The sequence below is a fragment of the Rhizobium altiplani genome, from assembly GCF_001542405.1.
Lineage (GTDB): Bacteria > Pseudomonadota > Alphaproteobacteria > Rhizobiales > Rhizobiaceae > Rhizobium > Rhizobium altiplani.
The window spans coordinates 24,914-49,129 of sequence record NZ_LNCD01000075.1 but is presented as its reverse complement, the minus strand read 5'-3'; the positions used below and the strand labels follow the sequence as shown (position 1 = coordinate 49,129).

Sequence of the window (24,216 nt, the reverse complement as noted above, 5' to 3'; positions counted from 1 at the left end):
CCGATCACCGGTCGTGGGGGCGGCATGGGGCGGCTGACGATCCCATCGGCGCGCGGCCCGCTGAACCTGACGGGGATAAAGGATTTCGTGCGGGTGCGCGGTGGAGCCTACCTGTTCATGCCAAGCAGGAGTGCCGTTCGGTTCCTCGCCCGCATTGAGCAAGGACCCGACGCTGAAATGCCGCCCCCGCGCGAAGACAAGCTCAATGAAGAACGGTCGTTGCTGAGCACGAAAGACTGAGGGCAAAGCGTCCGACGACGTGCACCTTGCAGATGTGGATGGCGACATGCCGCGTGAATGACCAAGATCTCGGAGGGAAAAATGCTGGGACGTTTGATATGTGTAGCGCTTTTCGGAATGGCCGCGCCGATCCAGGCCGTGGCGGCGGATTTCACACTCGGCAACTGGAACATTCAAACGCTGGTCTACCCCGGCGACCCCAAGACCGTTTTTCCCGATGATCATATCCGCACGCAGCAGGATTACGCCGACCTCAGACACTGGCGTGACGCTGTATCCGCAGATGTCCTGTTTCTACAAGAGGTCACAAGCCCGTCTGCGCTGGACGCGGTTTTTCCAGTGGCCGAAGGTTGGGAGCATTGCATCAGTGGCCAATTTGCGGAAGCCGAGGGCCAGAATATCGCTCCAGTTTGTACCAAGAATGGCATGACCGCTGTCAAGCCGACGACTGCGACGCGCGTTCAATACCCGGCAGTGGCCTTGCGGCCGAACTCACAGCTGAAGATCATTTCTGCGGCAGATTATAAACCGCTCGATGTCACCTTTGACGACAACGGAACGATCCGCCGGATCCGGTGGGGCCTGGACGTCACGATCCAATCACCGGGCGGCTCGACGGTGCGGGTGCTTGATGTTCATCTCAAGAGTGGCTGCTTCGACGACTTTATCAGTTTCAAACTCTGGAACACTGATCCGGCAACTGGACAGCCAGCCAGCCGGGCATGCGATACCTTGGGACAGCAGATGTATCCGCTTCGCAAATGGATCGAGGCGCGCGAAACCGCGGGTGAAGCGTGGATGATTGTCGGTGACTTTAATCGCCGCCTCGACGCGCAGCCGGGTGCGATCCCCGATGAAGTTTGGATTGCACTGAGCGGCTATAGCGCCGACAAGACCGGTCACGACAGGGATCCGCGGTCGGATGCTCAACTCTTCCGGCAGCCCTATGAAAACATGTCGACATGTTGGCGCGAATTCCGCCAGCCGAACCCATCCGGCATCGCCAACCCCGACGACTATAACATTCTTCCCATCGAGTTCTTCCTCTACGGCACCCGGGCCGCAGCCATGATCGTGCCGGAATCGGAAAAGCAATTTCCCTGGCCCAACCCGACGCCGGGCGACAAGGTGCGCCTCTCCGATCACTGCCCCAGCAGTCTAGCCATCAAGATGAACTAGGAGGACCGGCCATTGAAAATGCAACTGAGTTATGCGCTGGCCGTCATGCTGATTGCGGGCGCTCCGAATGCGAATGCGGCGTCGCCGACCGTCCGAGACGAGTTCGATGCCACGAGCGTGTCCGACAACTGGTTTTCATGCGGTCGGGACGAAAACAGGTTCTCCTTCGGCAAAATCCCGGATGAGGCAAGGTCAGCGGCAACACAGATCGTCAGGGCGCTGCCGCAAAATAATGTGCTGGCCTTTGCCTGGCATCCCAAAGGATGCGCGCGTGAAGACGGCACCTACGATCGCGATGGCAGCGAACGCTCGGAACTGTGGGAAGCGGAGAAGGTTCTGGCGCCGATGGGCACCGACATTTGGTACCGTTTCGACATGTTCGTCGATGCAAGCATCACGCCGACCACAGGACGATTTGTGATCGGACAATGGAAACAAACAAACTCCCCGCAAGACGCTCCTATCCTTGCCCAGCGTTTCAACGGCCGAGCTTTCACCGTCTCCATCGAACAGGATAACGCCGATCCGAACCGTGACCCGAAGAACGTCCTTTGCCGCGTTTTCATCGCCTCGCAGGAGACCGCGCCGGTCGAACCCGGATTCGGCAATGCACATACGCTCGTCAAGCCGGCGCAACTCTTCTCGTTGATGAAAAACCAGATGCTGTCGGTCGGCCATGACGCCGAGGATCTCGCCCATGGAGCAGCCCCGTTGTCGCTCCCGGGCCTGACCGGCTGTGCGCAAGGGTTGTCGGTCACCCGCTATAATTCGCTACCCGATCCGTTCGGCAAATGGACGACGATGGTTTATCACCTGCGTCTGGTCTCCGACAAAACAGGTCTGATTGAAATCTGGGCTGACGGGAAAAAGATCTCCAAAACCGAGGGCGTTATCGGCTTTAAGCCCTTTCTCGCGAAGGAGCGCGAATATTTCAAATTCGGCTCATATCGCAACCACGCCGAGTTCGAAACGGTAACGCGCCTCGATCACTTCATCCGCAGCGAGCGGAAGGAGGATGTCGATCCAGACGGTACGCTCGCGCCGCCCTGACCGACGACGAACTGGCGCAGGGCCGTGGGCCATGCGCCAAGAACAAAAGCATATCCACGGATCGATGGAAGGAGAGTTAGCATGAACCCGCGAGGGCTGACGGCTATGGCCACACCGAACAAACCTGTATCGCCTGGACCATCCGGACTCTGGCGAGTTTTTCTCGTCACTTCCGTGTTGCTGGCCCTATCGTCGTCTGCGGAGGCCGGAAACGCCCTCGAGAATGCGATAGAGAAAGCCCAGCCTTGCCAGTCGCTAAAGGTAAAGACTGGGCTGTTCAGCATCGGTGTGGACAAATTCGAGAAAGTCGAAATCGAAGAATTCGCCGTCGACGTGAAAGGGGATCTTGCGACAGCAAGAGCCATAGGTTCACTGACTTGCCGCACATCGGACGCTGCGGCCCTGAAAGGTAACGTCTCGGCCCGACTTAGTTTCGACGCGGAAATGAACCTCACCACCTGCGTGGTGAGCCGCCGAGACATCAAGCTTCTTTCCGCTGGTGGGACATTCGGCGACGTCGTGAAGGCGCTTGGCGAGCAGATTTCTCAATCACTTGGCGATGGCCTGTCCAACGAGGCCAAGAAATTGTGCGAGTAGCACGTGCGACAGCAAGAGGGGAACGGTAAATGAGCGAAACATCTGCGGGAGATGCCGGAACGTTCCTAAAGGATCCAGTCGTCCGGCTTGCCCTCATTACTCTGGCGGGTCTTGTTCTAGCCCTATGGATCGCACGCGCGCCCACGAGCTATACCGGCAAGCTCCCGTTGATCGGCGACTATATTCCTCTCAAACTGAATGCCGTGTACTTCATTGTTTTTGGTCCGATTGTTGCCTCTTTCGTCGCGGCGGTTTTGTGGTTTCAAGCGGCCCGTGCCGAGCGACCGCCCTCCAAAAATCTGACCTCGGACAAAGGCGATCGTGATGCGATCGCGCTGCTGATCATCTTTGCGCTTATCGTTATCGCGTCCGCTGCCCTGTCGCTGCAATATTTCCTCACATTGGCGCCGGCGGAGCTTTGCCCCTCACGGCCCCACTACGACTTCCTCTGGACGAACGTCCCCGGACCAACGCGCATCACCCACTGCATGAGCGACACGCAGGCAATAAACTTGGAATCGCCTTATTATTTTGAGCCGCAAATCCTCCAGTCGTGGGGACATGTTCTTTGGCCAGTTCTAATAACGGCTCTCCTCATCGGAACATGGCGTTCATGGCGCAAGACAGCTCGTTGATGAACGGATTCCGCGATCTGGCTGTCGTCCCATGTGTGGGAAGTTCCCAAGAGCGTTCATTGCTTTGATCATAGGCAGAGAACTGGGTCACCAGCTGCGGCGGTCGACCTCGAAAAAGTGGTCTGGAAAGTCCGCCTACGGAGATTGGCACGCACGACGGCGGCTACGTAGCAGATGCCTGCTGACTTTCGCTCGTGAGTCCGAGAGTCTCGAAAAGAGCCCGCAAGTCTGGGTCACTGACTGCCCATCGGTTCGGATCGTGTCGTCGCCTAATGCAGGCCACTGCATATCTTTCCCACTGCATATCGAATGCCAGAACCGTTCTAGTATGCAGACAAGTAGATATCAAGTGATGTGCATAACTGGAGCGCCGTGACCCGTGGGCACGCCATCGATCCGCCGGGCACTCGATGTGCAGATCGAGCTACATTGACTGAGCTCGACCGCGACAGGCCACCGCAAAATCGCGAAAATCATGGGCGGAACGTCATCGACCCCGTCGCCCGCACACTCACCATTCTGCCCCTCCGACAGGTGACTGCGCCAGCATGTGAAGAAAAGGCCAATACTTTCTCAATTCTCTAATCGATTAGAGTTGTAATGAGCAGTTTTTCCCGTTTACTTGCTGCTCAACTACTGCGTAAAAGAAATTCAGCACCGATTCGGTAGCTTATCCCCTGCCTTTGACGTACTCGCGGTTCGTGGCGCCGACTGGACGATCAAAAGAATGCCAGCCCGCTTACCGGCGGCCGGCAGTAGTACCTTGGGGCCGGTTGGCAAGCCACAGGAGTATGTCAATGTCGAAGAATTCGGGTCAGGGGAATAATCACGGCGGCGGCCCCGGGAAGATCGATATCACGGTCGTGGTGAACGGCCAGCCCACTGAGGTCGAAGCCAATCCCAACCAGCCGCTTCACGTCGTTCGCACCAAATCCCTTGAGCAAACGCAGAATCTGGCTCAGCCTGCCGAGAACTGGGAGTTCAAGGACGAAGCTGGCACCTTGCTCGACGCCGACAAGAAAATTGGCGATTTCGGCCTAGCCAACACTGTAACTCTGTTCCTTAGCCTGAAGGCGGGTGTCGCAGGTGCCTGAACTCCAAACTGTGGACCCGGAGGTCTCCCGAGTAAAGTTTGATCGGGAGGTCGCCCGGTTCCGGGCATATGCGGATGCCTATTGGACACAAGGCTGCTTCCTGGTCGAGGCGAGCTTCCCGAGCGCTTTCTTCATATTCGCAAGCCCTAAGGTAAAGCCGCGCGCTATCTGCGCGGCCACCAACATCGACTTTACCAACTACGATCTCAGACCACCGTCCGTGGTCTTCGTCGATCCGTTCACTCGCCAGCCGGTTGCCCGGAAGGATCTTCAACTGAATATGCTGAGGCGTCCGCCACTGCCCGGAACCCCGCCGGAAATGATTGCAAATCTCATTCAGCAAAACGCGGTACAGTTGACGGACTTTATTCAAGCGAACAGTCTCCAGGACCCCCCATTCCTGTGCATGGCGGGAGTCCGGGAATACCACGATAATCCAGCGCACTCAGGTGACCCATGGCTTCTTCATCGGGGTTCTGGCGAAGGCTGTTTGGCCTTCATCCTGGACAAAATCATCAAGTACGGAATCAAACCGATAGACCAGTTGCAGATTCAACTCCAGCCGATAGTCGTGGGAATGTTGGTGTCGCCTCAGGCAATTCCAGAATGACCGGGTTAGCGGACGTCAGAACCGTCGCCCTCTCTCGAGACTGTGTGTCTACTGTACAGGCGCATCTGCGGTCGGTTGGACAGCAGGGCCATGAAGGGATGGCGCTCTGGGTCGGCGTCCGGCAAGACCAGCATTTTGTCGTGTCGGAGACAGTAATCCCGGCGCAGCGCCACATCCGAACAAGCGATGGCGTCTGTGTGATGGTCCCTGCCGAAGAACTGCACCGCCTCAATGTCTGGCTCTACAAACGGGGTCTGACGCTTCTGGCGCAGATCCACAGTCATCCGGGCCGCGCCTATCACTCGACGACCGATGATGCCTACGCAGTCGCTACCACGGTTGGGTGTCTGTCGCTGGTCGTGCCGAATTTTGCGCGCGAGCCTTTCGACCTTGCTCGCGTTGCCGCCTATCGACTCGACGCGAAGGCGAACTGGAACGAGCTGCCGTCGGCGGTACTGACGCGCATGATTTCGATAACGAGTTAACGATGGCCCTTGCTAATTTCATCGATCGCGCCGCGACGGCGGCATCTCAGGTGCTGGCCGATTTTCATCTGGCCGACTTCAAAGCGGCTCTTGAAAAGCAGGTCGTGGCCATCGCCTTCGACGAGCAGGCCGCTTCGTGTGCCGAAGGCCAGGCGACGCTGGACCTTGCGGTGAGGTTGCTCGCCAGACTGTATCCGGTTCTGGCAATAGTTCCCTTGGACAGTTCGGCGAACTCCCAAGCCAAAGCGCTGGAGCGTCTGGCAAAGTCGATCAATCCAAAAGTTGGCATCCGGCGTTCCGGCAAGTCCGCCACGGTCTGCTTGGTTGCAGGCACGACGCGCCCATCGCTGCAATGCACCACCTTTTTCATGGGGTCGGACGGTTGGACGGCAAAACTATCGCGTCACGACCCGGTGGGCTCTGGCTCGAGCTTGCTGCCTTATGGAGCTGGCGCCGCGAGCTGCTTCGGCGCCGCCAACGTCTTTCGAACCATCTTCGCCGCTCAGCTGACCGGCGCCGAGCTCGACGAGAATATCGAACTCTCGTTATACAGCTACAACAAGACCAAAGCCGGCGATGGCCCGCTTGATCTTTCTGTCGACCTTGGTGAAGCGCACCTCGTCGGGTTGGGCGCCATTGGCCATGGCTCGCTTTGGGCCCTGGCGAGACAATCCGGCCTCGCGGGTCGCTTGCACGTCATTGACCATGAAGCGGTCGAACTCTCAAACCTGCAGCGCTACGTATTGGCCGGCCAAGCGGAGATCGGTATCTCCAAGACGGAGCTTGCAACCACCACCCTCCGATCGACCGCTCTCAAGGTCGAGGCGCACCCGCTGAAGTGGGCAGAATATATTGCGCGCCGGGGCAACTGGGTTTTCGACCGAGTGGGTGTGGCGCTTGACACAGCCGCCGACCGTCTTGCTGTCCAAGGTGCTCTGCCCCGTTGGATCGCGAATGCCTGGACGCAGGAATATGATCTCGGCATCTCGCGGCATGGTTTCGACGATGGCAAGGCATGCCTTTGTTGCATGTACATGCCATCCGGAAAATCCAAGGACGAGCACCATCTGATTGCCGAGGAATTCGGAATATCGGAAGCACACGAGGAGGTGAAGACGCTCCTACAGACTAATGCCGGAGTGCCAACCGACTTCGTTGTTCGGGTAGCTACGGCGATGGCTGTGCCTTTTGAATCGCTGGCCCCGTTTGTTGGCCAGCCGCTGCGGTCTTTTTATCAACAGGCGATCTGCGGCGGTCTCGTATTCCAGCTCAGCAATGGAAGTCGTCAGGTTCGAACCGTGGTTCCCATGGCCTTTCAGTCAGCGCTCGCCGGGATCATGCTTGCCGCGGAGCTGTTCAAACACAGTGCCGGTTTCCCGATGAGTCCAACGACAAGCACTCGCATAAATCTACTGCGCCCCCTCGGATCTCACTTGCATGACCCGAAAGCCAAAGACTCGAGCGGCCGCTGTGTCTGTTGCGACGGGGATTTCATCTCGGCTTATAGGCGCAAATACGGCAACAGCCTTGAACCGCTAAGCAACATATCCAGTGGCTAGACAAAGGTGGACATTTCCGTTGCCGCGGACGGTGTGTCGGCCAGCGTCGACCTTCACTCTCAAAGCCTAAAGTATGTCGCGCAAAAGTGTGCAGCGGTTTTGTGGCAACGACATGCATAAGAAAAGCGTAGGGAGCGAATCTGAATGATCGCGACGCGCTTTGCCACAGAGTCAACCTGTTACGCATCGCGGCGAACTGGCGTGCGGCGGCGATGATCGCGGAAATCGGGGACGTCTGATAAACAAGATCTCGTCTCACTATGGATTTTTGTAATCTTCGTGCTACATATCCTTCCATTATGTAGTGCGAAGGTCTCAAATGCCTACACCACACAACCCTCCTGCCGCTGTGCGGCGAGCCTTGCGCAAGCTCGGCTCGGATATTCACGATGCTCGTCGGCGCCGTCGGCTACCGATGGCGGTCGTAGCCGAACGCGCCTTCACGTCCCGCTCGACCTTGCAGAAAATCGAAGCCGGCGACACCAACGTCAGCATTGGCATCTATGCTGGCGTTCTTCAGGCGCTCGGATTGCTCGACGGGCTGAGCCAAATCGCCGACATAAGCAACGACAGGGTCGGGCAAGCACTGGCCATCGCCGAATTGCCAAAGCGTGCGCATCTCAAGCGGCCCGCCGGATCATCACGTAATGGCTGATTTTGAGGTACATATCGATCTGAACGGCCGCACGCGCCCGATCGGACTGGCAAGGAGCAATCGCGTCCGAGGCACGGAGACGATCCTCTTCGAGTACGGCAGTCAATGGCTCGAGGATCCCGATCGTTTTTCACTCGAGCCAGCCCTTGCCCTAACCCGGGGCGCCTTTGCCCCGCCGGCCGGGCTTGCCACCTTCGGTTCGATCGGCGACTCCGCACCTGACACCTGGGGCCGCCGCCTCATGCGGCGTGCAGAACGTCGCCTTGCCGACCGCGAGGACCGTGCTGTGCGGACCCTTGCGGAGAGCGATTTCCTGCTCGGTGTTGCGGACGAAACGCGGCTTGGGGCGCTCCGCTTCCGCTGGGTCGGCGAGGAGATGTTCCAGGCACCGATCCGCGCCGGCGTGCCCGCCCTGATCGAGCTCGGCAGGCTCCTCCAGATCACGGAGCGTATTTTCCGCGATGAGGAGACTGACGAAGACCTCCAGCTCATTTTCGCGCCCGGCTCCTCTCTTGGTGGGGCTCGACCAAAGGCGTCGGTTATCGACCATCATGGACACCTCGCCATCGCCAAGTTCCCGAAGGAAACTGACGATTACAGCATGGAGACCTGGGAGGAGGTGGCGCTGAGATTAGCTGGCCAAGCCGGCATCACTACCCCACAGCACGAACTCATCGAAGTCGCCGGTAAAGCAGTCATGTTGTCACGGCGTTTCGATCGCGAGGGCGAAACCCGCATCCCGTTCCTGTCGGCGATGGCGATGATGGGCGCCAGAGACGGCGAGCGCGGCAGTTATCCGGAGATCGTCGATGCACTCGCGCAATATGGAGCACAGGGAAAGACGGACGCACACTCCCTCTATCGGCGTGTCGTCTTCAACGTGTTGATCTCCAACGTCGATGACCACCTCCGCAATCACGGCTTCCTGTGGCTCGGAAAAGCTGGATGGTCGTTGTCACCGGTTTACGACCTCAATCCAGTCCCGACCGATGTCAAGCCGCGCGTGCTGACAACCAACATAGACCTCGACGAAGGCACCTGTTCGCTCGATCTGTTGGAGGCGGCTTCGGAGTTTTTTGCGCTCACCTTGGCGCAGGCGCGCACGGTCATCAAAGAGGTGGCGACGGTGACGGCGACCTGGCGCGATATCGCCAAAGCGGTTGGCGCCCGGACGGCCGAGATCAATCGCATGGCCAGCGCGTTCGAGCATGACGATCTCAAGCGGGCTTTGACGTTGTGAAGGCCACAACGTTGATCCGCGGATGACGTCTCGCACCATCTCTTGTCGGATAAAGGAGATTTCTGACCTCGGTGCCGGCAAGAAAGCTTTTGTGGCGGTCGTTAAACTAACCGCCTTTGATGAGTTTGTTGAAATCGATGTCATACCCAGCGGCGTCTAGCTCCTTGGCCAGCGAAAGCTTCCAAGCTCCAACTTCGTCCCACGAAACATAAACCGTGCCTACGTAGTCGCTGGGGATCTCGATGTCGCCTTTCAACAGACCGCAGACCTTGTCCCGACCCAGCCTTCCCACGAAATAGCCGAGTTCAAGGATGACGTTTTGCCTGGCGCGTAATCTCTCCTGCGTGTCCTTCTTTGACCTGCCGAAGTCATCTGGCGTCAGGAGAACCACGGCAAACCCAACGTTCCCGTACTTCGCGAGTTTTTCAGGGATGGTCATTCCGCCGCTCGCCTTTTCATGCAGAATGACGGCTTCTAGGCCGAGCTGCTCGATAAAGCGAGCGAGCGTCTCGCGAGGTCCTTCGTCGTGGCCATGCACGATGAAAACCTTGGACTTGTCCGCCGGGCGCATTTCAGTGACAGGCGCTGGTAGGTGCTCCAGAACGTAAGCCTTGTAATCACGCCCGAATGGAATGAGGACGGACTTGGTCATTTTGCGGATCCCCGCGATCAGCTTGTTTCCATCGTGAAACCATTCGTGGCCAAAATTCATGAACCAATCTGGATTTTCCGCGCCCTTCTCGATCAATGTGATCGTAAGACCGAGTTCTTGTGCCTTACCGTCGGGCCACGACAAGCTTGCACTGCCCATCATCGAACTGCCTTGCTCCGAGCCGTTGATGAAGGCTTCAAAGTCTACGGCGCGTTTCAGCGCATCGTTAAGGTCCTTCAGTTCATCGCTCTGAAGCGCTTTCGACAGCTTCCTCAAGGGGCGGTCATAGGTGTTATAGTCAGCCTGCTGAAGATCGAGAATGGCATTGTTCACATCGTTCAAAGCGGACGCGACGGTCATTCCGCGCTCCTCTCAAGCCGTGCCACTGCGGCTCGCTCCAGGATTTGATCGCGAACGCTCTCTTTCAACTGTTTCACGAGGGAAGTGATCCAATCATTTTGCTCGTAGGGAATGGCTTTATGATCAATAGCGTCATGCGCTTCTTGGATGGCCGCCTCAATGCTCGCAGGATCCGTGGGATCGAACGAGACGTTCGCTATCTCGCCATCAATCGCTTGCGAGAAACTCGAAAGCTGGCCGGTCTTCTTCTTGAGTTTGTCAAGTCCGGTGATTTTGAACATTGTTTCGTTCCATATCATCAAGCACTGCATCTGAGTGCGGATTCGACTGGTGGCGGCCGAAAGCCTTCGGGCTCGCTAGTAATACAATTAACCTGGGGGCAAGGCGCGAACCTTGGCGCTAAAGGTCCACAAGCCCGACAAGAAGAGGTCGCCTCCTTTTTTGGGGGAAGGCAACATCGGGGAGTAGCGCAGACCGCCCCTTTTTGGCCTATCGGCAGACCTCGTATATCGCGGTGGCCAGGCTGTTGCTGTTCCAGTTGACCATCACGTTTGCTTGGCGCTCGAGCTCGACCGGTGTTCTTTGCTGGCTGCGCCTCCTGATGCCAATGATCGGCTTGGGGTACATGAACGCGTTGAGCGCCAAGTCGATCTCCGTTTGTATCCAGAAACGATCGTTCACGTACATACCGGCGGGCACGATCACGCAGCTTGCCTGGCGGATTTGCTCTTTCAGCCGCGCTTTCAAGACCGAATTTCGGACGGTTTCATTGGGCGCGATGATGGGTTCGTTTCGGGGAACGCTATAGTCCCTGTAGGAGAACCAAGAGAGGTTGCTAGAAGCGATATCCAAATTCCACAGGTCGGACCGCTTCTTTGCCCACTCCGCAGGCATTCCGGTCGGCAGCACGATTTCGGTATGCTCGACACCCTGCTTGTTGGTGAAGTCATTGGTCAGCCCATCCCGCTGGTTTGTGAGGCGTTCAGCCGCCCGGTAGGCGGCCGAGGCTACGGCACTGCGCCCGCCACTGCGAGCGATCGGCTTCATGCTGAAGTGATAGATCGCCAATTCCTACCCTTCCCGCGGATCTGGGCTCCCGCACGCCGAGTTGCGCAGCAACTCGTAAGTGCGCCCTTGTGCCCTCATCGCCTTCGGCTCTTCGGCCCCGGTGGGACTATGCGGCAACGTCCGCGTTCTATTTCTAGGTTTTCGATCGCGTGCTTCTACCCACACATATGCGAGTTGCCGGAGAGCACCCGCTAGGCGACCTTCGTTGCCGTGCAACCTGCGAGCTGGCGGGCCAGTTGGCCGTAGACTCGGGCGAAAACAAAAGCGGAGATGCGTCTCAGTAAGCAGGAGCGCGCAATCGATACGCGCCGCAAGGTGCTGATTGGAGCACTGGTGCTGCATCGGCTCGAGAATGGCGACCATGCATCATCGTCACGACCCTTTCTCGAATGGCTTCAACGCGAGTTACCGAAGTTCCTCATTCGGGAGGGCGACCGGGAATTGTTCGATGATCTTCTAAAGCCACACGGCCAAGAGCAGTCGCCAAAGGATGACAACATAGCGTCATGATCCGTCCTCGGGAAATCAAGTACGCCGCCACGATATGATGCGCATGGCAGCCCGCGATCCACTATTGGCAGCTGTCGCACTTCTCACCATTCCTCTTCGGACAGCAAAGCGATCTGCTATAGGCAACTTATGCGATCACGGTGATGGGCGCCGCCATCGTTATTCAGTATGTCGGCGAGAGCTTCGGATCCGAGAAAGGCGATCTCATCTCGATGATCGGCAATTGGGTGTTCTCCGCCTTTGCGATCATCCTGCTCATCAGGATGTTGTCGGCCCCTCTGATCCTGCACTTCGGATCGGCGAGCGACGACAGCCACGGATCCGCCCGCTTCGCCGACAAACGTGAAATCGCACCACTCGTTCGCTCACGGCGTGGCCTGCTCATTGGTCGTGATCTGCGCACACAACAGCTGCTTAGATCTGACGAGGCGGCGCACCTCTAACGATGGCGCAGACGCGAAGCGGCAAGGGTGTTGGATTGATGGCGGGCTATGGCGTGCAGCTCTGGACCATTCGTCAAGATGTCCATCAACGGTGCGCGACCCGCGGACATCGCGCTGCTCCATTTCTGTCGAATGCTGGCGTGCTCCAGGTTGGCGTCAACGATCATGGGAGCGCCCGTCTCGTCTCCGACCTCCTCGGTCAGGTGACCGTAATCTTCAAATCAGCGGCACGCGCTATGGACCCGGAAACGTCCGGCTCGTCCTTTGCCGAGCAGCATGTCGAACGTCCTCTTTTGACTCCGGACGGGGTTCGCAATCTGCCCGCGTCCGATGAACTTCTGTTCGTCGGAGTTTGCTTCATTGTTCACTCGGTGATCGCCATAACCAACATGAATCAGTTACGCTCGATTGATTCAGAAAAGTCGTTGGACGCCTCGGACACGACTTTGCGATTGTTCCCTTATGATCGCACAACGCTACCATCTCCGCATTGAGCGCACCGACTTCAAGAGAAACATGGCTCGTTTCTATCAGTTGTCGATCGAGTCGACCCTGTTTGGTGACGTGTCGCTTACCCGCAATTGGGGACGGATCGGAAGACTCGGCCAACAGAGAGTGCACCTCTTCAACAGCGAGAAAGAGGCTGCCGTCCTTTTCCGAGACCGCTTGCTCAGAAGCGTTCCCGCGGCTATCGACCGAACCTTAGAGCCTGAGACTGACCCGGTGCCGGCCTTGCGAGCGGCTCCGTTGAGGGGAAAAGACGGCTCACGCCGTCTCCCCTTCGGGCTGCAGATGGTGCAGGTAGCTGACAGCGCGCTGCGCGTGGCTGGCGGCGGTAAAGATCGCCCGCGTGTCGCTTGAGAGCAGCTTGAGCCAGGCGGCGAGATAGCTCGCATGGTCAGGCCGTGGTTCGAGTTCGGGCACGATGCCGAGATCGGCGCAGAGGAAGCAGCTGCCGAGTTCGGCGATCAGTTCCTCGCGGGCGCGTGCGCTGTTGTCCTTGGCGTAGCGGCTGAGGTCACGATCGAGACGATGCGCGGCCGCCGTCCAGTGGGTCAATTCATGGCTCATGATTGCAGCGTATGATTGTGCGTCGCGGAAGGCTTCGAAGGCCGGCATCTGGATGTGATCGCGGGCCGGTGCGTAGTAGGCCGACGAGCCGCCGTGCCGGATCAGGGCGCCGGTATTGGCAAAGAAGCGGTCGGCATGGCCAATGCGGACGATCGGATCTGGAGCCGGCACAACGGGCCGGCAGCGCTCGCCTAGCCCGTCGATCTGGTCGCAGTTGAACACCGTGTAGGCTTTCAGAAACGGGATGTCGTGCGTAACCGCCTCGCCGGTGTCGCTGGTTTCGGCCCGCAGGAACGAGCTGGCAAAGACGACGGTGGTGCCGGTCTCGCCCTTGCGCACCGCCGCCCCGAATTCGCGAGCCTGACGGAAGGTCATCCAGGTGGCCGAGGTAAAGCCACGGGCGATCGCCTCCGACCAGAGGATGAGAACGTTGATGCCAGAATAGGGCTCGCCATTGTGGCGCAGCGGCCGGGTGATCCGGTCGCTGGCATAGGCCGTGTTCCAGGGCTGCATCCAGGGTCTGACACCCTGTTCGAGTTCGGCGACGATCTTGTCGGTGATGCGGCTGTAGAGATCGGATCGTTGCTTGGTTGGCTGCCTCGTCATGTTTGACCCTCCGTTTGAGGTCGCGACCATCGCGACCTGCTACGGCGGTCCGCATGCCGGGCTTTTCAGCGCTGGCCCGCACCCGACAGGGCCGGAACGACAGTGGAGGACGGCAACGCCGTTGCGGGCCAGCGCGAGCCCGGCAGGACCAAAAGCCGGGGCAGGACGCGGAGCGCGGCCGGCAGATGGGATGGTCAACGGCAGGCAGACCAATCAAGGATCGGCGGGCGGGCGGCCGAGCAATCACGAGGTCAGTCGAGCACGGCCGCCCTCACCGCCCCGGCCGTGCCAGCGACCGGGCGATATCGACGATGTCGTCGCGCGAGGCGGTCGGATCTTCCCGGTTTCACGCGCCCCAAGCCCGATCCGAAAGTCGATCCCCGCACCTCTTCGCTAAGAGATTGTAATCACGCCGCTTCGTCTCCGAGGAGTCTTACAACAGGCGCTTCGTGCTCTGCCGGGGACGGTGCAAACATGTCGAGTTGTGAAGCCATCACGTTACCCGCGTCTCTCGGTCACAATCGGACACATGACGGCGCTCATCGCGTCATCATCACCGCGGTTCCGACATAACGACGATATTATTCAAACCTAATAGCAGTCTGCATCATATCGTTTTTGTTTGATTTATTTCGGTACTTAATGCCTAAACAATGGCGATCCCGACTAAAGGGGGATAAAACGCGCCTGCGTCATCAGTCGCCCTGCTCCTCTCCCACTGGTTCAAAACCAGGATAAAAACTTTCGCCCGAATCTTGTTATCATCGCATTGTTTTTGCTGGAAAAATTCTTGCAGATTTCCTCGAAAGATCATTACGACAGGGTCGAATCTGATATAAGGGGGATAAAATGAGGACGCGAAAATGCCAATCCATGATCCATGCGCATTGCTCAATCGGTTACTTCAAGAGCCGAACGAAAGTGCCTGGCTGGAATTCAAGGTCAACAACAAGGACCCGCGCGAGATTGGTGAATATGTTTCCGCCCTCGCGAATTCAGCCATGCTGGCTAGCAGGGATCGTGCTTTCCTTGTCTTCGGAGTGGAGGACCACACGAAAAAACGCGTGGGGACCGAGCTCCGATTGCAACAGCTAAAGCAAGGGAACGAGGATTTCACCAATTGGCTGAGCCGGATGATCGAGCCGCGTGTCCTCGTCGAGGTTCTGGATTTCTCGTGCGACGGTCTTGCATATTCCGTGATTGCCATCGAACCGTCCTATGAACGGCCGGTAAAGTTCAGCGGTACGGAATTCGTCCGGATCGGCGAAAACAAGAAAAAGCTCGCCGAATTTCCCGAGCACGAGCGGGCACTCTGGATAGCCACCGGAAGACGCCGCTTCGAAACAGCTGTTGCTACATCCAACGCGAGCACGGAAGACGTCTTCGCCTTGCTCGATCCAGATCCTATGTTCGATTTGACCGGCGAGCCAAGGCCGAAGAGCCAAGAAGAGGTGATCCGCAAAATGGCGGATCGAGGGTTTGTTCTGGATAATCTTGAAGGCCGGTTCGACATTACCAACCTCGGCGCGATCATGCTGGCCCGCGATGTCACGGCTTTTCCGTCCATCGCCGGGAAAGCCGTTCGCATCGTCAAATATGTCGGCCGTGACAAATCTCGGTCCGACTTCGAACAGGAAGGCAAAAAGGGCTACGCGGTCGGCTTCACCGGCATGATGAAATTCCTGATGGAACGCCTGCCCAAAGACGAACGCTACATCGAGGGAGTGCGACGCATGGTTCCGCACTTCCCGGAAACAGCCATTCGGGAAGTGATTGCCAACGCACTCATCCACCAGGATTTCATGGCAACCGGGGTGGGCCCTGTGGTCGAGATCTATGATAACCGGGTTGAGATCAGTAACCCGGGTAACTCTTTGATCAATACCGACCGGATGCTCGACGAACGCCGCTCCCGAAACGAAAAGCTGGCAGCCACGATGCGTTCATTCGGCCTTTGCGAGGAGCGCGGTGGCGGGCTCGACAAGACGCTGATCGAGATTGAAGCGGAGCATCTTCCCGCTCCGGATTTCATCTCGTCCGAGAACTCAATGCGTGTCGTGCTGTTCGCACCCAAAAGCTTCAGTCAGATGTCGAAGGCAGAGAAGATGAGAGCGTGTTTCTTCCACTGCGTTCTGCGCTGGCTAACCCATGACTACATGAGTAATGCGACCCTAAGAGAACGGTTCTCGCTTCCGGCGGAAGAGTATCAGGCAGTATCCACCATTATCGCGGAATCGATCAAACTCGGCCGTATCGCGCCGGCGGACCCGGATCAGGGCAGGAGAAACGCAAGATACGTTCCCTACTGGGCCGTATGAGGCAGAGGCCCTAGCCAAGACGGGATTCGAATTCACATTGGTTGCCTAAATCTCTGGCGAAGCGTTTCTGCAAGCGACTTGCACAGCATCTGGTTTTCTTCCTCCAGCCGAAACAGCTCTGCCATTTCGTCGGCAGCCGAAACAGGAGCAGCTGTCGCGGCAGGGGCGGACTTTGCAGCGCTCGTTTTGCCAACCCGCTTTGCTCCGCGTCGATCCGTGGTGAGCCACCTTCCGTCGCGTCGCTACCCAACCTTGTTCAGAGCGCCCCGCCCCGGCCGTGCCAGCGAACGGGCAATATCGACGATGTCGTCGCGTGCGGCGGTCGGATCTTCCCGGTTCCAGGCGACCCCAAGCCCGATCCGAAAGTCGATGCCTCTGACCTTCTTCAGTTCGAAGGCGCGGTTCGGAAGCTCGCGCGTCCATTCCGGGACAAAGCCGATGCCAAGCCCGGCCGAGACGAGCGACACCAAGGACCAGGTGTCGTCGCAGCTGTAGGCGATGTTCTTTACCAGGTCGTAGGCCTCGAACTTCTCCTGGAAGTAGCGCTCGGAAAACGACAGGTTCTGCCTGGAAAAGGCGATGAGCTTCTGATCGCTGAGGTCGTCGATGGTGATCTCGTCGCGCTCGGCCAGCGGATTGCCATGGCCAACCGCCAGATAGTAGCGCTCGGAGGCAATCGAGAAGAAGCGCAAGGCGCCGATGTTTTCCACCGGGCGGATGAAGCCGAGATTGATCTGGCCGCTTTCCAGGTTGCGGATGATCTCGCCGGTGTTGCCGGCGGCGATATGGATCTTCACGTCCGGGAACTTGCGGGCGATCTTCGCAAGGAAGGTCGGCAGCATGCCGATGGTGGCCGGATAGACGGTGCCGATCTTGATCTGGCGCATGCGGCTGCCGCCGGCCGCCCGCGTCAGTTCGGTGGTCAGATCGACCTCGCTGAGGATGCGCACGCAGCGATCGTAGAAGGTTTCCCCTGCCCTGGTCAGTTCCACCCGTCTGGTCGAGCGGATGAACAGCGCACAGCCAAGCTCCCTTTCCAGGGCCATGACATGATTGCTGAGCGCCGGCTGGGCAATCCGCACCCGCGCTGCCGCCCGGCCGAAGTGCAGTTCCTCGGCCACTGCTTTGAAATAGGAGAGTTGGCGGAGTTCCATGAAGACTGTTCTCCTCGCGTAAGCCGCTGAGAGGCACTACCGAGTTACATACTATAGTTGATAAACTTAAAAGATGTAAACGGCGATCTTCCGGGCATGGATATGCGCAAACTGGTTGGCCGTAATTTTGCTCGTCTGCGCCGCGAGAAAGGCCTCACGCAGGAAGACGTCGAGGCGCGCTCTGGCTACAGTCAGCAATATTTGAGTGGCCTTGAGCGCGGGCGACGAAATCCAACTGTGATAACGCTCTACGAATTGGCTCAAGCTCTGGGTGTTAGTCATGTCGACCTCATAGCACCAGATGACGAGCACGCCTGATACTTCGCGTGGCTTGAGCAGGTTCCCGCTCCAGCGTCCTGACATGATTGCTGAGCGCGGCTGGGCAATCTGCATCCTCGCCGCGGCCCGTCGAAGTGCAACTCCTCGGCCACGGTTTTGAAATACGAGGGCTGGCACAGTTCCATGGAGTACGAGTCCGAGCTCGTTCCGATTTGACGCATGCGCAGTTGCCTCGCGCCGCCTGTCGGAACTAGGTATAATTTTCTAAAGAATCACTCTTGCACGTGATTGCACTGATTGAACATAAATCGCAACGTCAAGGCGATTTCAACATAGGATAGCGATTTTGTTGCCGATCCAATGCAAGATGGCGCGCACTGCACTTGGCATGAGTGTCAAAGAGCTGGCAGAAGCAGCGTCCGTATCCACGAACACCCCTGGTGCGTTTTGAGCGAGGCGACGAACTGAAGGCAAGAACGGTCAGCGCCATCCGAACAGTGTTGGAAGCGGGAATAGTTTTCATTAACGGCGAATATACTGGCTCAGGTGGCCCCGGAATTCGTCTGAACGACCGCGAAATCAGCGGCGAGCGCGAAGGAGCAGATAGCTAGGTCGCCTTGAAAGGATCTGAACCAGCAACCCGCAACAGGTAGGCCGGCGCTCGAACGCAATCAACGAGTTGGTACATAACGCTGTTTTATGGAACCGAGTTACGGACATCCAGGTAGTCGGAAGCAATCACGGCTTTCAGACAACCATCTGGAGCGCGGGAAATATCGCCTCTCCAAACAAATCGACGGCGTAGCCGGTGGCGACCTCGGCCTCTTGCGCCCGAAGGATCGCGCTCGCACGTCCGATGATCGATTTGTAACGACGGATCGCGGCTCGACGAGAGAACGCTTGCCGTAGCCAGTCGCGGCTCGCCACTTCATCCGCCGGCCGTGTCGATCCCCGCGATATGCCGATCGCGCCGGCTGGCTGGCTCGGGATCCGGCTGGTCGAACGCGTTGGCGCGCGGCGGAATGACAACGGCAGCATCGGAGCTGTGCCTGGTGACGACGGCGAAGTCGGGTTACCGTCATGGCGCCATCGGCCGTGAGCTAGCCGATGGGGGCGAGGATCTGGCGAGGAGCGGCTCCACCTGCGAGGCATCGCCACTATCCTGACCCGTCATGGCATGCGCGATGATCTCGCCGCTGTCGGCATCCAGTGCCAGGGGCCGGCAGCCTTATGTCATTCTCTTTTTCGGAGACTCGCGATAGTCGCTCGCTGAAGATAGGGCGCGCCATTCTTGACTTTGAGGCTTTGCAGTCGGGGAGCTTCTCCTCAGGAGGAGCCTGCCTCCGGGAGACGACGTCGCACGATGGCGGCGTGGGTTTTGACGCCATAGATGAGGCCAGCGTCATTAAAGTCGTAGCGCGGGTTGTGAAGCGGAGCTGAGTCCTCGCCGTTGCCAAGGTTGAGGAAGCAACCGGGAACCCTGCCAAGGTAGTGGGCAAAGTCCTCAGACCCCGTAAAGGGCTCCGTGATGGTCTGGACATTGTCTTCGGGTAGGAAGGTGCGACCTGCCTCGAACACTTCTTTGGCGAGCTCCTCATCGTTGATCAGAGGCACGAACTCGCGCGAGTATTTTATCTCCGCCGAGACATTGTAGGCTGCAGCGGTCGCCTCGGCGATGATCCGCATCTGCTTCTCGATGTTCTCGCTGACCTCCGGCTTGAAGCTCCGGGCGTCTCCTAGGATCCGAGCCAGACCTGGAAGCGCGTTCCGGGTACCGTCCGTGATCAGTTCGGTGACGGAAACCACGGCGACATCCGTCGGGCTCACCCTTCGCGCCACGATTGTCTGCAGATTGGTGACAACGGCGCAGGCGGCCACGAGAACTTCGTTGCCCCAGTGCGGCCGGGCGGCGTGGCCGCCGACGCCAGTCAGGATGATCTCGAAGTTGTCTTCGGCAGACATCATCGCGCCGGGCTTCGTCATAAGGACACCGACAGGTACGCCGGGCATATTGTGGATGCCGTAAATCTCCTCGAAGGGGAAACGGTCGATCAGGCCGTCTTCAAGCATCGACAGCGCACCCCTGCCCCATTCCTCGGCTGGCTGGAATACGAATTGAACCGTCCCGTTGAAGCCGCCTTCCGCGGCGAGATGCTTGGCCGCTCCGAGCAGCATCGATGTGTGCCCATCATGGCCGCAAGCATGCATGACGCCCGGATTTGATGACCTATATGAAAGATCGCTTTGCTCAGTAATTCGAAGCGCGTCCATGTCGGCCCGCAACGCGATCGAACGGTTCCCTGTCCCTCGCCTGAGAGTGCCGACCACACCCGTTCCGCCAAGCCCCTCCACGACCTCGAGACCGAACTCGCGGAGCTTGGCGGCGACAAACCTCGAAGTGCGCTTTTCTTCAAACCCAAATTCCGGATGCTGGTGGAGGTCGTGCCGCCATTCCGTCATCTCCTTTTCTAGTTCCTCAAAATCAGGCATTACGGCTTCTCCCCAATCTCGATCGAACGGGCTGCAACTTGTTCTGGAGTGGCACCCACGAGCTCCTCATAAAGAACGGGGTCTGTAGAGCCCTCCGTGTTAATAAGAAGCACGCGACTGCCCGCTCCAAGCTTGAGCTTGGACCGATAATCTGACTTACCGCACACTTTGACCAGAGCGGCCAGCCCGACGCCACCGCTTTCGCCGGATACGATCGCCGGGTCAGCTTTCACGGGATTGGCAAGTAGGCGCATGGCTCCGATCGCCTCGTCCTCCTCTACAGTCATAAAAGCATCGGCGCTCCTCGATAGGATACGCCATGCCACCATCGAAGGTTCGTAGCATTCTAGCATTGCCATCACGGTCGGCTCTCCGTGCCTAATCTTCACTGCCATGCCTGCGCGCGCACTCTCCACAATACACGCGGCGCGGGAGGGATCTACCACGGTGAAGAATGGGCGATCGTCACCATACAAAAGAGCGAAATATCCTGCAGCCGCTGCAGCAATACCACCCACTCCTGACTGTACAAAGACATGGGTCGGTTTCTCGGGCATCTGGCGCACCGCCTCAGCGAGTAGAGCGGTGTAACCTTGCATCACAAACCTAGGGATACGCTCGTAACCCGGCCAAGAAGTATCCGATACAATCTGCCAACCTTTTTCTAAAGAGACTCGTGTTGCCTCTGCTACTGAATCATCGTAGTTGCCATCGACCCTGATTATTTTTGCCCCGAATTTAGCAATCGCCGCAACGCGCCGTGCACTGACTCCAGTGTGCACGAAAATCGCGCACGCAGCTCCCACAAGCTGTGCACCTTGGGCGACAGAACGACCGTGATTGCCGTCCGTGGCGCACGCGAAGGTCAGCTCGTGCGCAACCGCCTTTACTTCGGGTGCGTGAAGCTCCGACACATCAACAATTCGCCCCAGAGCCCGGGAGGCCTCCTCAAGCACTAGCCGGGTAACTGCATACGACCCGCCCAGCGCCTTGAAGCTGCCCAGGCCGAGACGCTGGCCTTCGTCCTTTACGAAGATACTCTCGACGTTCAGCTTCTGTGACAGATCAGACAACAACACTAGCGGAGTGGCCTTGTGCCCCTCGCGGAACTCTAGAAAGCGCTCGACGATTTCTGCAGAATCGTTACTCAGCATTTCTGCATCAGCTGGATCCAGGGCCGTTCCATGATCTGCGTTGTTATTCACTATGAGCATGCTTTGCTTCACCTTTTGTTTGAACGATGATGGTATAATCGAAAGACTTCGCGCTGAAACTTTGAGCAACAGGTTTGAGCTGCCTCGCCCAAGCGCTACGAAACGAGTATAAGCCATCGCACATACGGCGACGCACATCTCATACGCGTACTCCGCATGCAGAAGGACACGTCCGGCCTTTCGCACCAAATGCCTCACTACAAAGCGCTTGATCCTAAGATTACTGCCGCGCGATCTACTGAGCGGCTGCAGCACCGTTGTGAATTTAGAAGGAAGCCATTGAGTCGATCATTATCGCCCGACAGTTTCCCTATTGAAATCAATGATCAGTTCGTCCCACTCAGCCCATAGCCCCGCGGCCTGCTTCCAGAATGATTGAGACTTGCGCGCGTCGAAGTCCTCGGGAGATATGGCTTGCTGTTCGACCCAGGTATAGTATCCCAGGTTGAACATCCGCCTGCGATCACGCGCCTCTGTCTGCAATACGCTGTCTGCCAACTCCTCACGCAGACATTCTTCTAGAAATGATGACCGATCGGCATCTGAGAGACCACGGGAGTGATTGACAGATAGGGTTCTTTCCGCCTCACTGTAATAGAGAGCAGCGCCGTCCGTCGCGACGGTCATCACGACATCCCCCGGACCATAGTTCATTTGCCTTGCCAGCTTTATCGAAGCGATTATGTTCGCGAAGCCGGAAATACCGATGTAGTCTAAGAAATTCAAATCTCCAATTTCAAGACCAAGCTGTCTGGCTAGCCAGCTACGATTTTCTGGCCCCCTGCTTAGAACGTTCATTCTTTCGCAGCTACGATCCGAGACGCCGATCACAAAATCCGTATTCATCACGTTATGGATCAGTGGCACATGCTTGTCGCCGATTCCCTGAATGTTATGTTCTCCATATCCGTTTTCCAGAAGCGTTGGGCACTCGAGAGCCTCCACAGCTGCTATCTTCGCGCCGAAGTTGTCCTTAAGAAAGTCTCCCGCGGCTATCGTTCCTGCGGAACCTGTCGCCGACACAAATGCAGCTAGCCTAGTAGTGGGAGCCTTCTGCAGATCACTGAAGACGGCAGCACAGGCGGAGCCCGTGCAAAGATAGTGGGCAAAGTAGTTAGGGAACGAGGAGAATTGGTTCAGGATCACGTTCTCAGGCCGCATGGCCAGCTCATGGCACTTGTCATAAATCTCCTTGACGTTACTCTCCGTCCCGATCGTGCGAATAATATGCGAGGGGTCAGCGACCCAGTGCGCCAGCCATTGGTATCGCTCCTTGCTCATGCCTTCCGGGAGCACCGCAATGCCGTCACAGCCGAGTATCCGCGATATCGCGACACCGCCTCGGCAATAGTTTCCAGTCGAGGGCCAGATCGCGCGATGATGAAGCGGATCGAAGCGCCCCGACACCAGTTTTGTTACGAGGCACGCATAAGCGGGGAGGACTTTGTGGGCAGCGATCATCGGAAAGTGAGAGCCCAACAGGACAACGACGGGCGCCTCTGTTCGTGTAAACGTCTTGGGAAGCACGACGTAGTCGGGTAATGCACCTCTGCTCTTTCTATCCGGAGCGTTGAACCAGTTTACGCGCCATAAGTTTTCAGGTTGCGCTACATCGCTAGACACGTTTTTGAGAGACGCAGCAATGTCCTCCGGCATCGGGCTTTGACCCGCGAGCTGAGAGAATGTCGGCAGGCGAATGCCGCGTGATCTGGCGCGCGTCACTGCCGAGCTGCGCGCCTTCCGGTCGATTACCTCAATGCTGTCAAACAAACTGGTTTCCATCATAGATTTCCTTTGCTCCGAGAACCTTTTCTCACGAGTTCTTTGGATGCCCTGCCGTGGGCAGCTCATCTTCGTCCGGGATCCTGTTCACGAACAGCAAAGGCCTTTGGTGCCCTTACGTTTGCCTCCCCAAACGGTCCGCTGTTCACCACACCTGGCCCTTACGACCGAAGGCGTCGGAGCTCCTCTGCCGTCGCTGTTTTCAAACCTCTTTCAGAGAAGAGATATTGCATTTTCGGTGAAAGCGGCGCTGTATTCCGCGGCTAGATATGCACTTTTGTTTCATGGCGAGGCATCATTGGCTAAGTTTCATTCACCGGTCGAGCTTGATAGTTTTGACTTGGCCATTCTTCGTATCCTCCAGCGGGATAACTCTACGCCGCAACGCACGATTGGCGAGAGCGTCGGCTTGTCGGCGCCCGCTGTGCAACGTCGCATCAAGCGGATGCAGGATGCCGGAATTATAGTTCGAAACGTTGCTGTGGTTGATCCTGTGAAGGTCGGTCGGCCGATTACAATCATTGCCCATGTCCAGGTTCACAGTGAATCTATCGACCTCATTGAGGATGCAAAGCAGAACTTTACTGCGGCTCCGGAGGTGCAACAGTGCTACTATGTTACGGGGGAGATGGATTTCATTCTCGTGCTTATTACCGAGAACATGATGGAATACGAACGTCTCACTAAGAGGCTGTTCTTCGAAAACAATAACGTTAAACGATTTCAGACATTCGTTGTCATGAACAGCGTCAAGGCCTCGTTGGATGTGCCGTTCTAAAATCCACGAGCCGCCCGAGCCTGTCTGACGAATGAAAGCCGCTTGCGTATATCAAAAAGGAGAACCTCTCCTCAGAGGAACAGCTGGCAGCCCATGCCCGCCCAGATGGTGAGTGTGACCGCGAGTGTTCGAATTTGAGGATGGCGT

The 24,216-nt window shown here is 57.6% G+C and carries 23 protein-coding genes and 6 pseudogenes; 19 read left to right on the top strand and 10 right to left on the bottom strand.

Translation table 11 applies throughout. The features are described 5' to 3' along the window. From AS026_RS16685 to AS026_RS16635, 11 genes and pseudogenes are all read left to right on the top strand, one after another. A pseudogene (locus AS026_RS16685) lies at positions 1-240 on the top strand (hypothetical protein); the annotation flags it as partial. 81 nt (positions 241-321) lie between these two features. After that, positions 322-1,419, top strand: a complete 1,098-nt coding sequence (locus tag AS026_RS16680; RefSeq protein ID WP_062369543.1) for an endonuclease/exonuclease/phosphatase family protein — start codon at positions 322-324, stop codon at positions 1,417-1,419. A gap of 18 nt (positions 1,420-1,437) precedes the next feature. Continuing rightward, positions 1,438-2,469, top strand: coding sequence for a heparin lyase I family protein (locus AS026_RS16675; RefSeq protein ID WP_245307409.1), 1,032 nt, complete (start codon positions 1,438-1,440; stop codon positions 2,467-2,469). Positions 2,470-2,550: 81 nt separating this feature from the next. After that, positions 2,551-3,066 carry an LBP/BPI/CETP family protein gene (locus tag AS026_RS16670; RefSeq protein WP_062369541.1) on the top strand — a complete coding sequence of 172 codons (516 nt, stop codon included), beginning with the start codon at positions 2,551-2,553 and terminating at the stop codon, positions 3,064-3,066. 29 nt (positions 3,067-3,095) lie between these two features. After that, a complete protein-coding gene (locus tag AS026_RS16665) occupies positions 3,096-3,701 on the top strand; it encodes a hypothetical protein (protein WP_007539514.1) in 606 nt (201 codons plus the stop codon). Between the two features lie 797 nt (positions 3,702-4,498). Further along, a complete protein-coding gene (locus AS026_RS16660; protein ID WP_007539516.1) occupies positions 4,499-4,795 on the top strand; it encodes a DUF2604 domain-containing protein in 297 nt (98 codons plus the stop codon). Then, positions 4,788-5,405, top strand: a complete 618-nt coding sequence (locus tag AS026_RS16655) for a putative metal-binding protein (protein WP_007539518.1) — start codon at positions 4,788-4,790, stop codon at positions 5,403-5,405. Before AS026_RS16660 ends, AS026_RS16655 begins: the two co-directional genes overlap by 8 nt. A gap of 44 nt (positions 5,406-5,449) precedes the next feature. After that, positions 5,450-5,890, top strand: a complete 441-nt coding sequence (locus tag AS026_RS16650) for a Mov34/MPN/PAD-1 family protein (protein ID WP_235777069.1) — start codon at positions 5,450-5,452, stop codon at positions 5,888-5,890. Between the two features lie 2 nt (positions 5,891-5,892). Further along, positions 5,893-7,449 carry an E2 ligase fold family C protein gene (locus tag AS026_RS16645; protein WP_028746943.1) on the top strand — a complete coding sequence of 519 codons (1,557 nt, stop codon included), beginning with the start codon at positions 5,893-5,895 and terminating at the stop codon, positions 7,447-7,449. A 319-nt stretch (positions 7,450-7,768) separates the two neighbouring features. After that, positions 7,769-8,104: a helix-turn-helix domain-containing protein gene (locus AS026_RS16640; protein WP_007539523.1), complete on the top strand. Its 336-nt coding sequence runs from the start codon at positions 7,769-7,771 to the stop codon at positions 8,102-8,104. After that, positions 8,097-9,344 carry a type II toxin-antitoxin system HipA family toxin gene (locus AS026_RS16635; protein ID WP_007539525.1) on the top strand — a complete coding sequence of 416 codons (1,248 nt, stop codon included), beginning with the start codon at positions 8,097-8,099 and terminating at the stop codon, positions 9,342-9,344. Before AS026_RS16640 ends, AS026_RS16635 begins: the two co-directional genes overlap by 8 nt. Before the next feature lie 106 nt (positions 9,345-9,450). Here AS026_RS16635 and AS026_RS16630 read toward each other — a convergent pair whose 3' ends face one another. From AS026_RS16630 to AS026_RS44590, 3 genes are all read right to left on the bottom strand, one after another. After that, positions 9,451-10,356, bottom strand: a complete 906-nt coding sequence (locus tag AS026_RS16630) for a TIR domain-containing protein (protein WP_007539527.1) — start codon at positions 10,354-10,356, stop codon at positions 9,451-9,453. Further along, positions 10,353-10,637 carry a hypothetical protein gene (locus AS026_RS16625; protein WP_007539529.1) on the bottom strand — a complete coding sequence of 95 codons (285 nt, stop codon included), beginning with the start codon at positions 10,635-10,637 and terminating at the stop codon, positions 10,353-10,355. Before AS026_RS16625 ends, AS026_RS16630 begins: the two co-directional genes overlap by 4 nt. A 208-nt stretch (positions 10,638-10,845) precedes the next feature. After that, the gene (locus tag AS026_RS44590; protein WP_007539531.1) at positions 10,846-11,424 is read right to left on the bottom strand and encodes a MobA/MobL family protein; all 579 of its coding nucleotides are present in this window, start codon (positions 11,422-11,424) and stop codon (positions 10,846-10,848) included. Positions 11,425-11,691: 267 nt separating this feature from the next. Between AS026_RS44590 and AS026_RS16615 the strand changes: the two are divergent. The 4 genes and pseudogenes from AS026_RS16615 to AS026_RS40075 all read left to right on the top strand — a co-directional run. Then, positions 11,692-11,934: pseudogene (locus AS026_RS16615) on the top strand (mobilization protein); the annotation flags it as partial. A 143-nt stretch (positions 11,935-12,077) separates the two neighbouring features. Further along, a complete protein-coding gene (locus AS026_RS44230; protein WP_007539535.1) occupies positions 12,078-12,377 on the top strand; it encodes a hypothetical protein in 300 nt (99 codons plus the stop codon). 23 nt (positions 12,378-12,400) lie between these two features. Next, a pseudogene (locus tag AS026_RS44225) lies at positions 12,401-12,724 on the top strand (type IV secretory system conjugative DNA transfer family protein); the annotation flags it as partial. A gap of 115 nt (positions 12,725-12,839) precedes the next feature. Then, positions 12,840-13,090 (top strand): annotated as a pseudogene (locus AS026_RS40075) (WGR domain-containing protein). A gap of 52 nt (positions 13,091-13,142) precedes the next feature. Here the strand turns inward: AS026_RS40075 and AS026_RS16600 are convergent. Beyond that, complete coding sequence (locus AS026_RS16600; protein ID WP_007539539.1) at positions 13,143-14,054, bottom strand: ArdC family protein; 912 nt, start codon at positions 14,052-14,054, stop codon at positions 13,143-13,145. Between the two features lie 271 nt (positions 14,055-14,325). Further along, positions 14,326-14,435, bottom strand: a pseudogene (locus AS026_RS44585) (LysR family transcriptional regulator); the annotation flags it as partial. Between the two features lie 482 nt (positions 14,436-14,917). Here AS026_RS44585 and AS026_RS16595 point away from each other — a divergent pair. Then, entirely contained in the window at positions 14,918-16,372 is a 1,455-nt protein-coding gene (locus AS026_RS16595; RefSeq protein WP_028746944.1) for an ATP-binding protein, read from the top strand. A gap of 242 nt (positions 16,373-16,614) precedes the next feature. On the opposite strand, the gene AS026_RS16590 is transcribed toward AS026_RS16595, so the two are convergent. Next, positions 16,615-17,526, bottom strand: coding sequence for a LysR family transcriptional regulator (locus tag AS026_RS16590; RefSeq protein ID WP_062370602.1), 912 nt, complete (start codon positions 17,524-17,526; stop codon positions 16,615-16,617). Positions 17,527-17,622: 96 nt separating this feature from the next. On the opposite strand from AS026_RS16590, the gene AS026_RS40070 reads away from it, so the two are divergent. Together AS026_RS40070 and AS026_RS43440 are read left to right on the top strand one after the other, a co-directional pair. Next, complete coding sequence (locus AS026_RS40070; RefSeq protein WP_081593644.1) at positions 17,623-17,844, top strand: helix-turn-helix domain-containing protein; 222 nt, start codon at positions 17,623-17,625, stop codon at positions 17,842-17,844. A 328-nt stretch (positions 17,845-18,172) separates the two neighbouring features. After that, positions 18,173-18,416: pseudogene (locus AS026_RS43440) on the top strand (helix-turn-helix domain-containing protein). A 136-nt stretch (positions 18,417-18,552) separates the two neighbouring features. On the opposite strand, the gene AS026_RS16580 reads toward AS026_RS43440, so the two are convergent. From AS026_RS16580 to AS026_RS16565, 4 genes are all read right to left on the bottom strand, one after another. Continuing rightward, positions 18,553-18,843, bottom strand: coding sequence for a hypothetical protein (locus tag AS026_RS16580; protein WP_028746947.1), 291 nt, complete (start codon positions 18,841-18,843; stop codon positions 18,553-18,555). 288 nt (positions 18,844-19,131) lie between these two features. After that, positions 19,132-20,295, bottom strand: a complete 1,164-nt coding sequence (locus AS026_RS16575) for a M20 aminoacylase family protein (RefSeq protein ID WP_028746948.1) — start codon at positions 20,293-20,295, stop codon at positions 19,132-19,134. Beyond that, positions 20,295-21,509 (bottom strand): diaminopropionate ammonia-lyase, encoded by a 1,215-nt coding sequence (locus AS026_RS16570; protein WP_028746949.1) that lies wholly within the window; start codon positions 21,507-21,509, stop codon positions 20,295-20,297. Before AS026_RS16570 ends, AS026_RS16575 begins: the two co-directional genes overlap by 1 nt. Positions 21,510-21,800: 291 nt before the next feature. Then, on the bottom strand, positions 21,801-23,291 hold the full coding sequence (locus AS026_RS16565; protein ID WP_235777070.1) for a pyridoxal-phosphate dependent enzyme: 1,491 nt from the start codon (positions 23,289-23,291) through the stop codon (positions 21,801-21,803). On the opposite strand from AS026_RS16565, the gene AS026_RS44220 reads away from it, so the two are divergent. Then, positions 23,266-24,069 carry an Lrp/AsnC family transcriptional regulator gene (locus tag AS026_RS44220; RefSeq protein WP_328285767.1) on the top strand — a complete coding sequence of 268 codons (804 nt, stop codon included), beginning with the start codon at positions 23,266-23,268 and terminating at the stop codon, positions 24,067-24,069. The two genes, AS026_RS16565 and AS026_RS44220, sit on opposite strands and share 26 nt — an antisense overlap. Positions 24,070-24,216: the final 147 nt, after the last annotated feature.

Excerpts from the sequence above, each read along its gene's own strand:
- AS026_RS16600 (WP_007539539.1), bottom strand. The coding sequence starts at position 14,054 with ATGACGAGGCAGCCAACCAAGCAACGATCCGATCTCTACAGCCGCATC.
- AS026_RS40070 (WP_081593644.1), top strand. The coding sequence starts at position 17,623 with ATGGATATGCGCAAACTGGTTGGCCGTAATTTTGCTCGTCTGCGCCGC.
- AS026_RS16565 (WP_235777070.1), bottom strand. The coding sequence starts at position 23,291 with ATGGAAACCAGTTTGTTTGACAGCATTGAGGTAATCGACCGGAAGGCG.
- AS026_RS16670 (WP_062369541.1), top strand. The coding sequence starts at position 2,551 with ATGAACCCGCGAGGGCTGACGGCTATGGCCACACCGAACAAACCTGTA.
- AS026_RS16590 (WP_062370602.1), bottom strand. The coding sequence starts at position 17,526 with ATGGAACTCCGCCAACTCTCCTATTTCAAAGCAGTGGCCGAGGAACTG.
- AS026_RS16645 (WP_028746943.1), top strand. The coding sequence starts at position 5,893 with ATGGCCCTTGCTAATTTCATCGATCGCGCCGCGACGGCGGCATCTCAG.
- AS026_RS44230 (WP_007539535.1), top strand. The coding sequence starts at position 12,078 with ATGGGCGCCGCCATCGTTATTCAGTATGTCGGCGAGAGCTTCGGATCC.
- AS026_RS16595 (WP_028746944.1), top strand. The coding sequence starts at position 14,918 with ATGCCAATCCATGATCCATGCGCATTGCTCAATCGGTTACTTCAAGAG.
- AS026_RS16570 (WP_028746949.1), bottom strand. The coding sequence starts at position 21,509 with ATGCTCATAGTGAATAACAACGCAGATCATGGAACGGCCCTGGATCCA.
- AS026_RS16680 (WP_062369543.1), top strand. The coding sequence starts at position 322 with ATGCTGGGACGTTTGATATGTGTAGCGCTTTTCGGAATGGCCGCGCCG.
- AS026_RS16675 (WP_245307409.1), top strand. The coding sequence starts at position 1,438 with ATGCAACTGAGTTATGCGCTGGCCGTCATGCTGATTGCGGGCGCTCCG.
- AS026_RS44220 (WP_328285767.1), top strand. The coding sequence starts at position 23,266 with ATGCTGTCAAACAAACTGGTTTCCATCATAGATTTCCTTTGCTCCGAG.
- AS026_RS16660 (WP_007539516.1), top strand. The coding sequence starts at position 4,499 with ATGTCGAAGAATTCGGGTCAGGGGAATAATCACGGCGGCGGCCCCGGG.
- AS026_RS16635 (WP_007539525.1), top strand. The coding sequence starts at position 8,097 with ATGGCTGATTTTGAGGTACATATCGATCTGAACGGCCGCACGCGCCCG.
- AS026_RS16630 (WP_007539527.1), bottom strand. The coding sequence starts at position 10,356 with ATGACCGTCGCGTCCGCTTTGAACGATGTGAACAATGCCATTCTCGAT.
- AS026_RS16640 (WP_007539523.1), top strand. The coding sequence starts at position 7,769 with ATGCCTACACCACACAACCCTCCTGCCGCTGTGCGGCGAGCCTTGCGC.
- AS026_RS16625 (WP_007539529.1), bottom strand. The coding sequence starts at position 10,637 with ATGTTCAAAATCACCGGACTTGACAAACTCAAGAAGAAGACCGGCCAG.
- AS026_RS16665 (WP_007539514.1), top strand. The coding sequence starts at position 3,096 with ATGAGCGAAACATCTGCGGGAGATGCCGGAACGTTCCTAAAGGATCCA.
- AS026_RS16575 (WP_028746948.1), bottom strand. The coding sequence starts at position 20,295 with ATGCCTGATTTTGAGGAACTAGAAAAGGAGATGACGGAATGGCGGCAC.
- AS026_RS16580 (WP_028746947.1), bottom strand. The coding sequence starts at position 18,843 with ATGCTGCCGTTGTCATTCCGCCGCGCGCCAACGCGTTCGACCAGCCGG.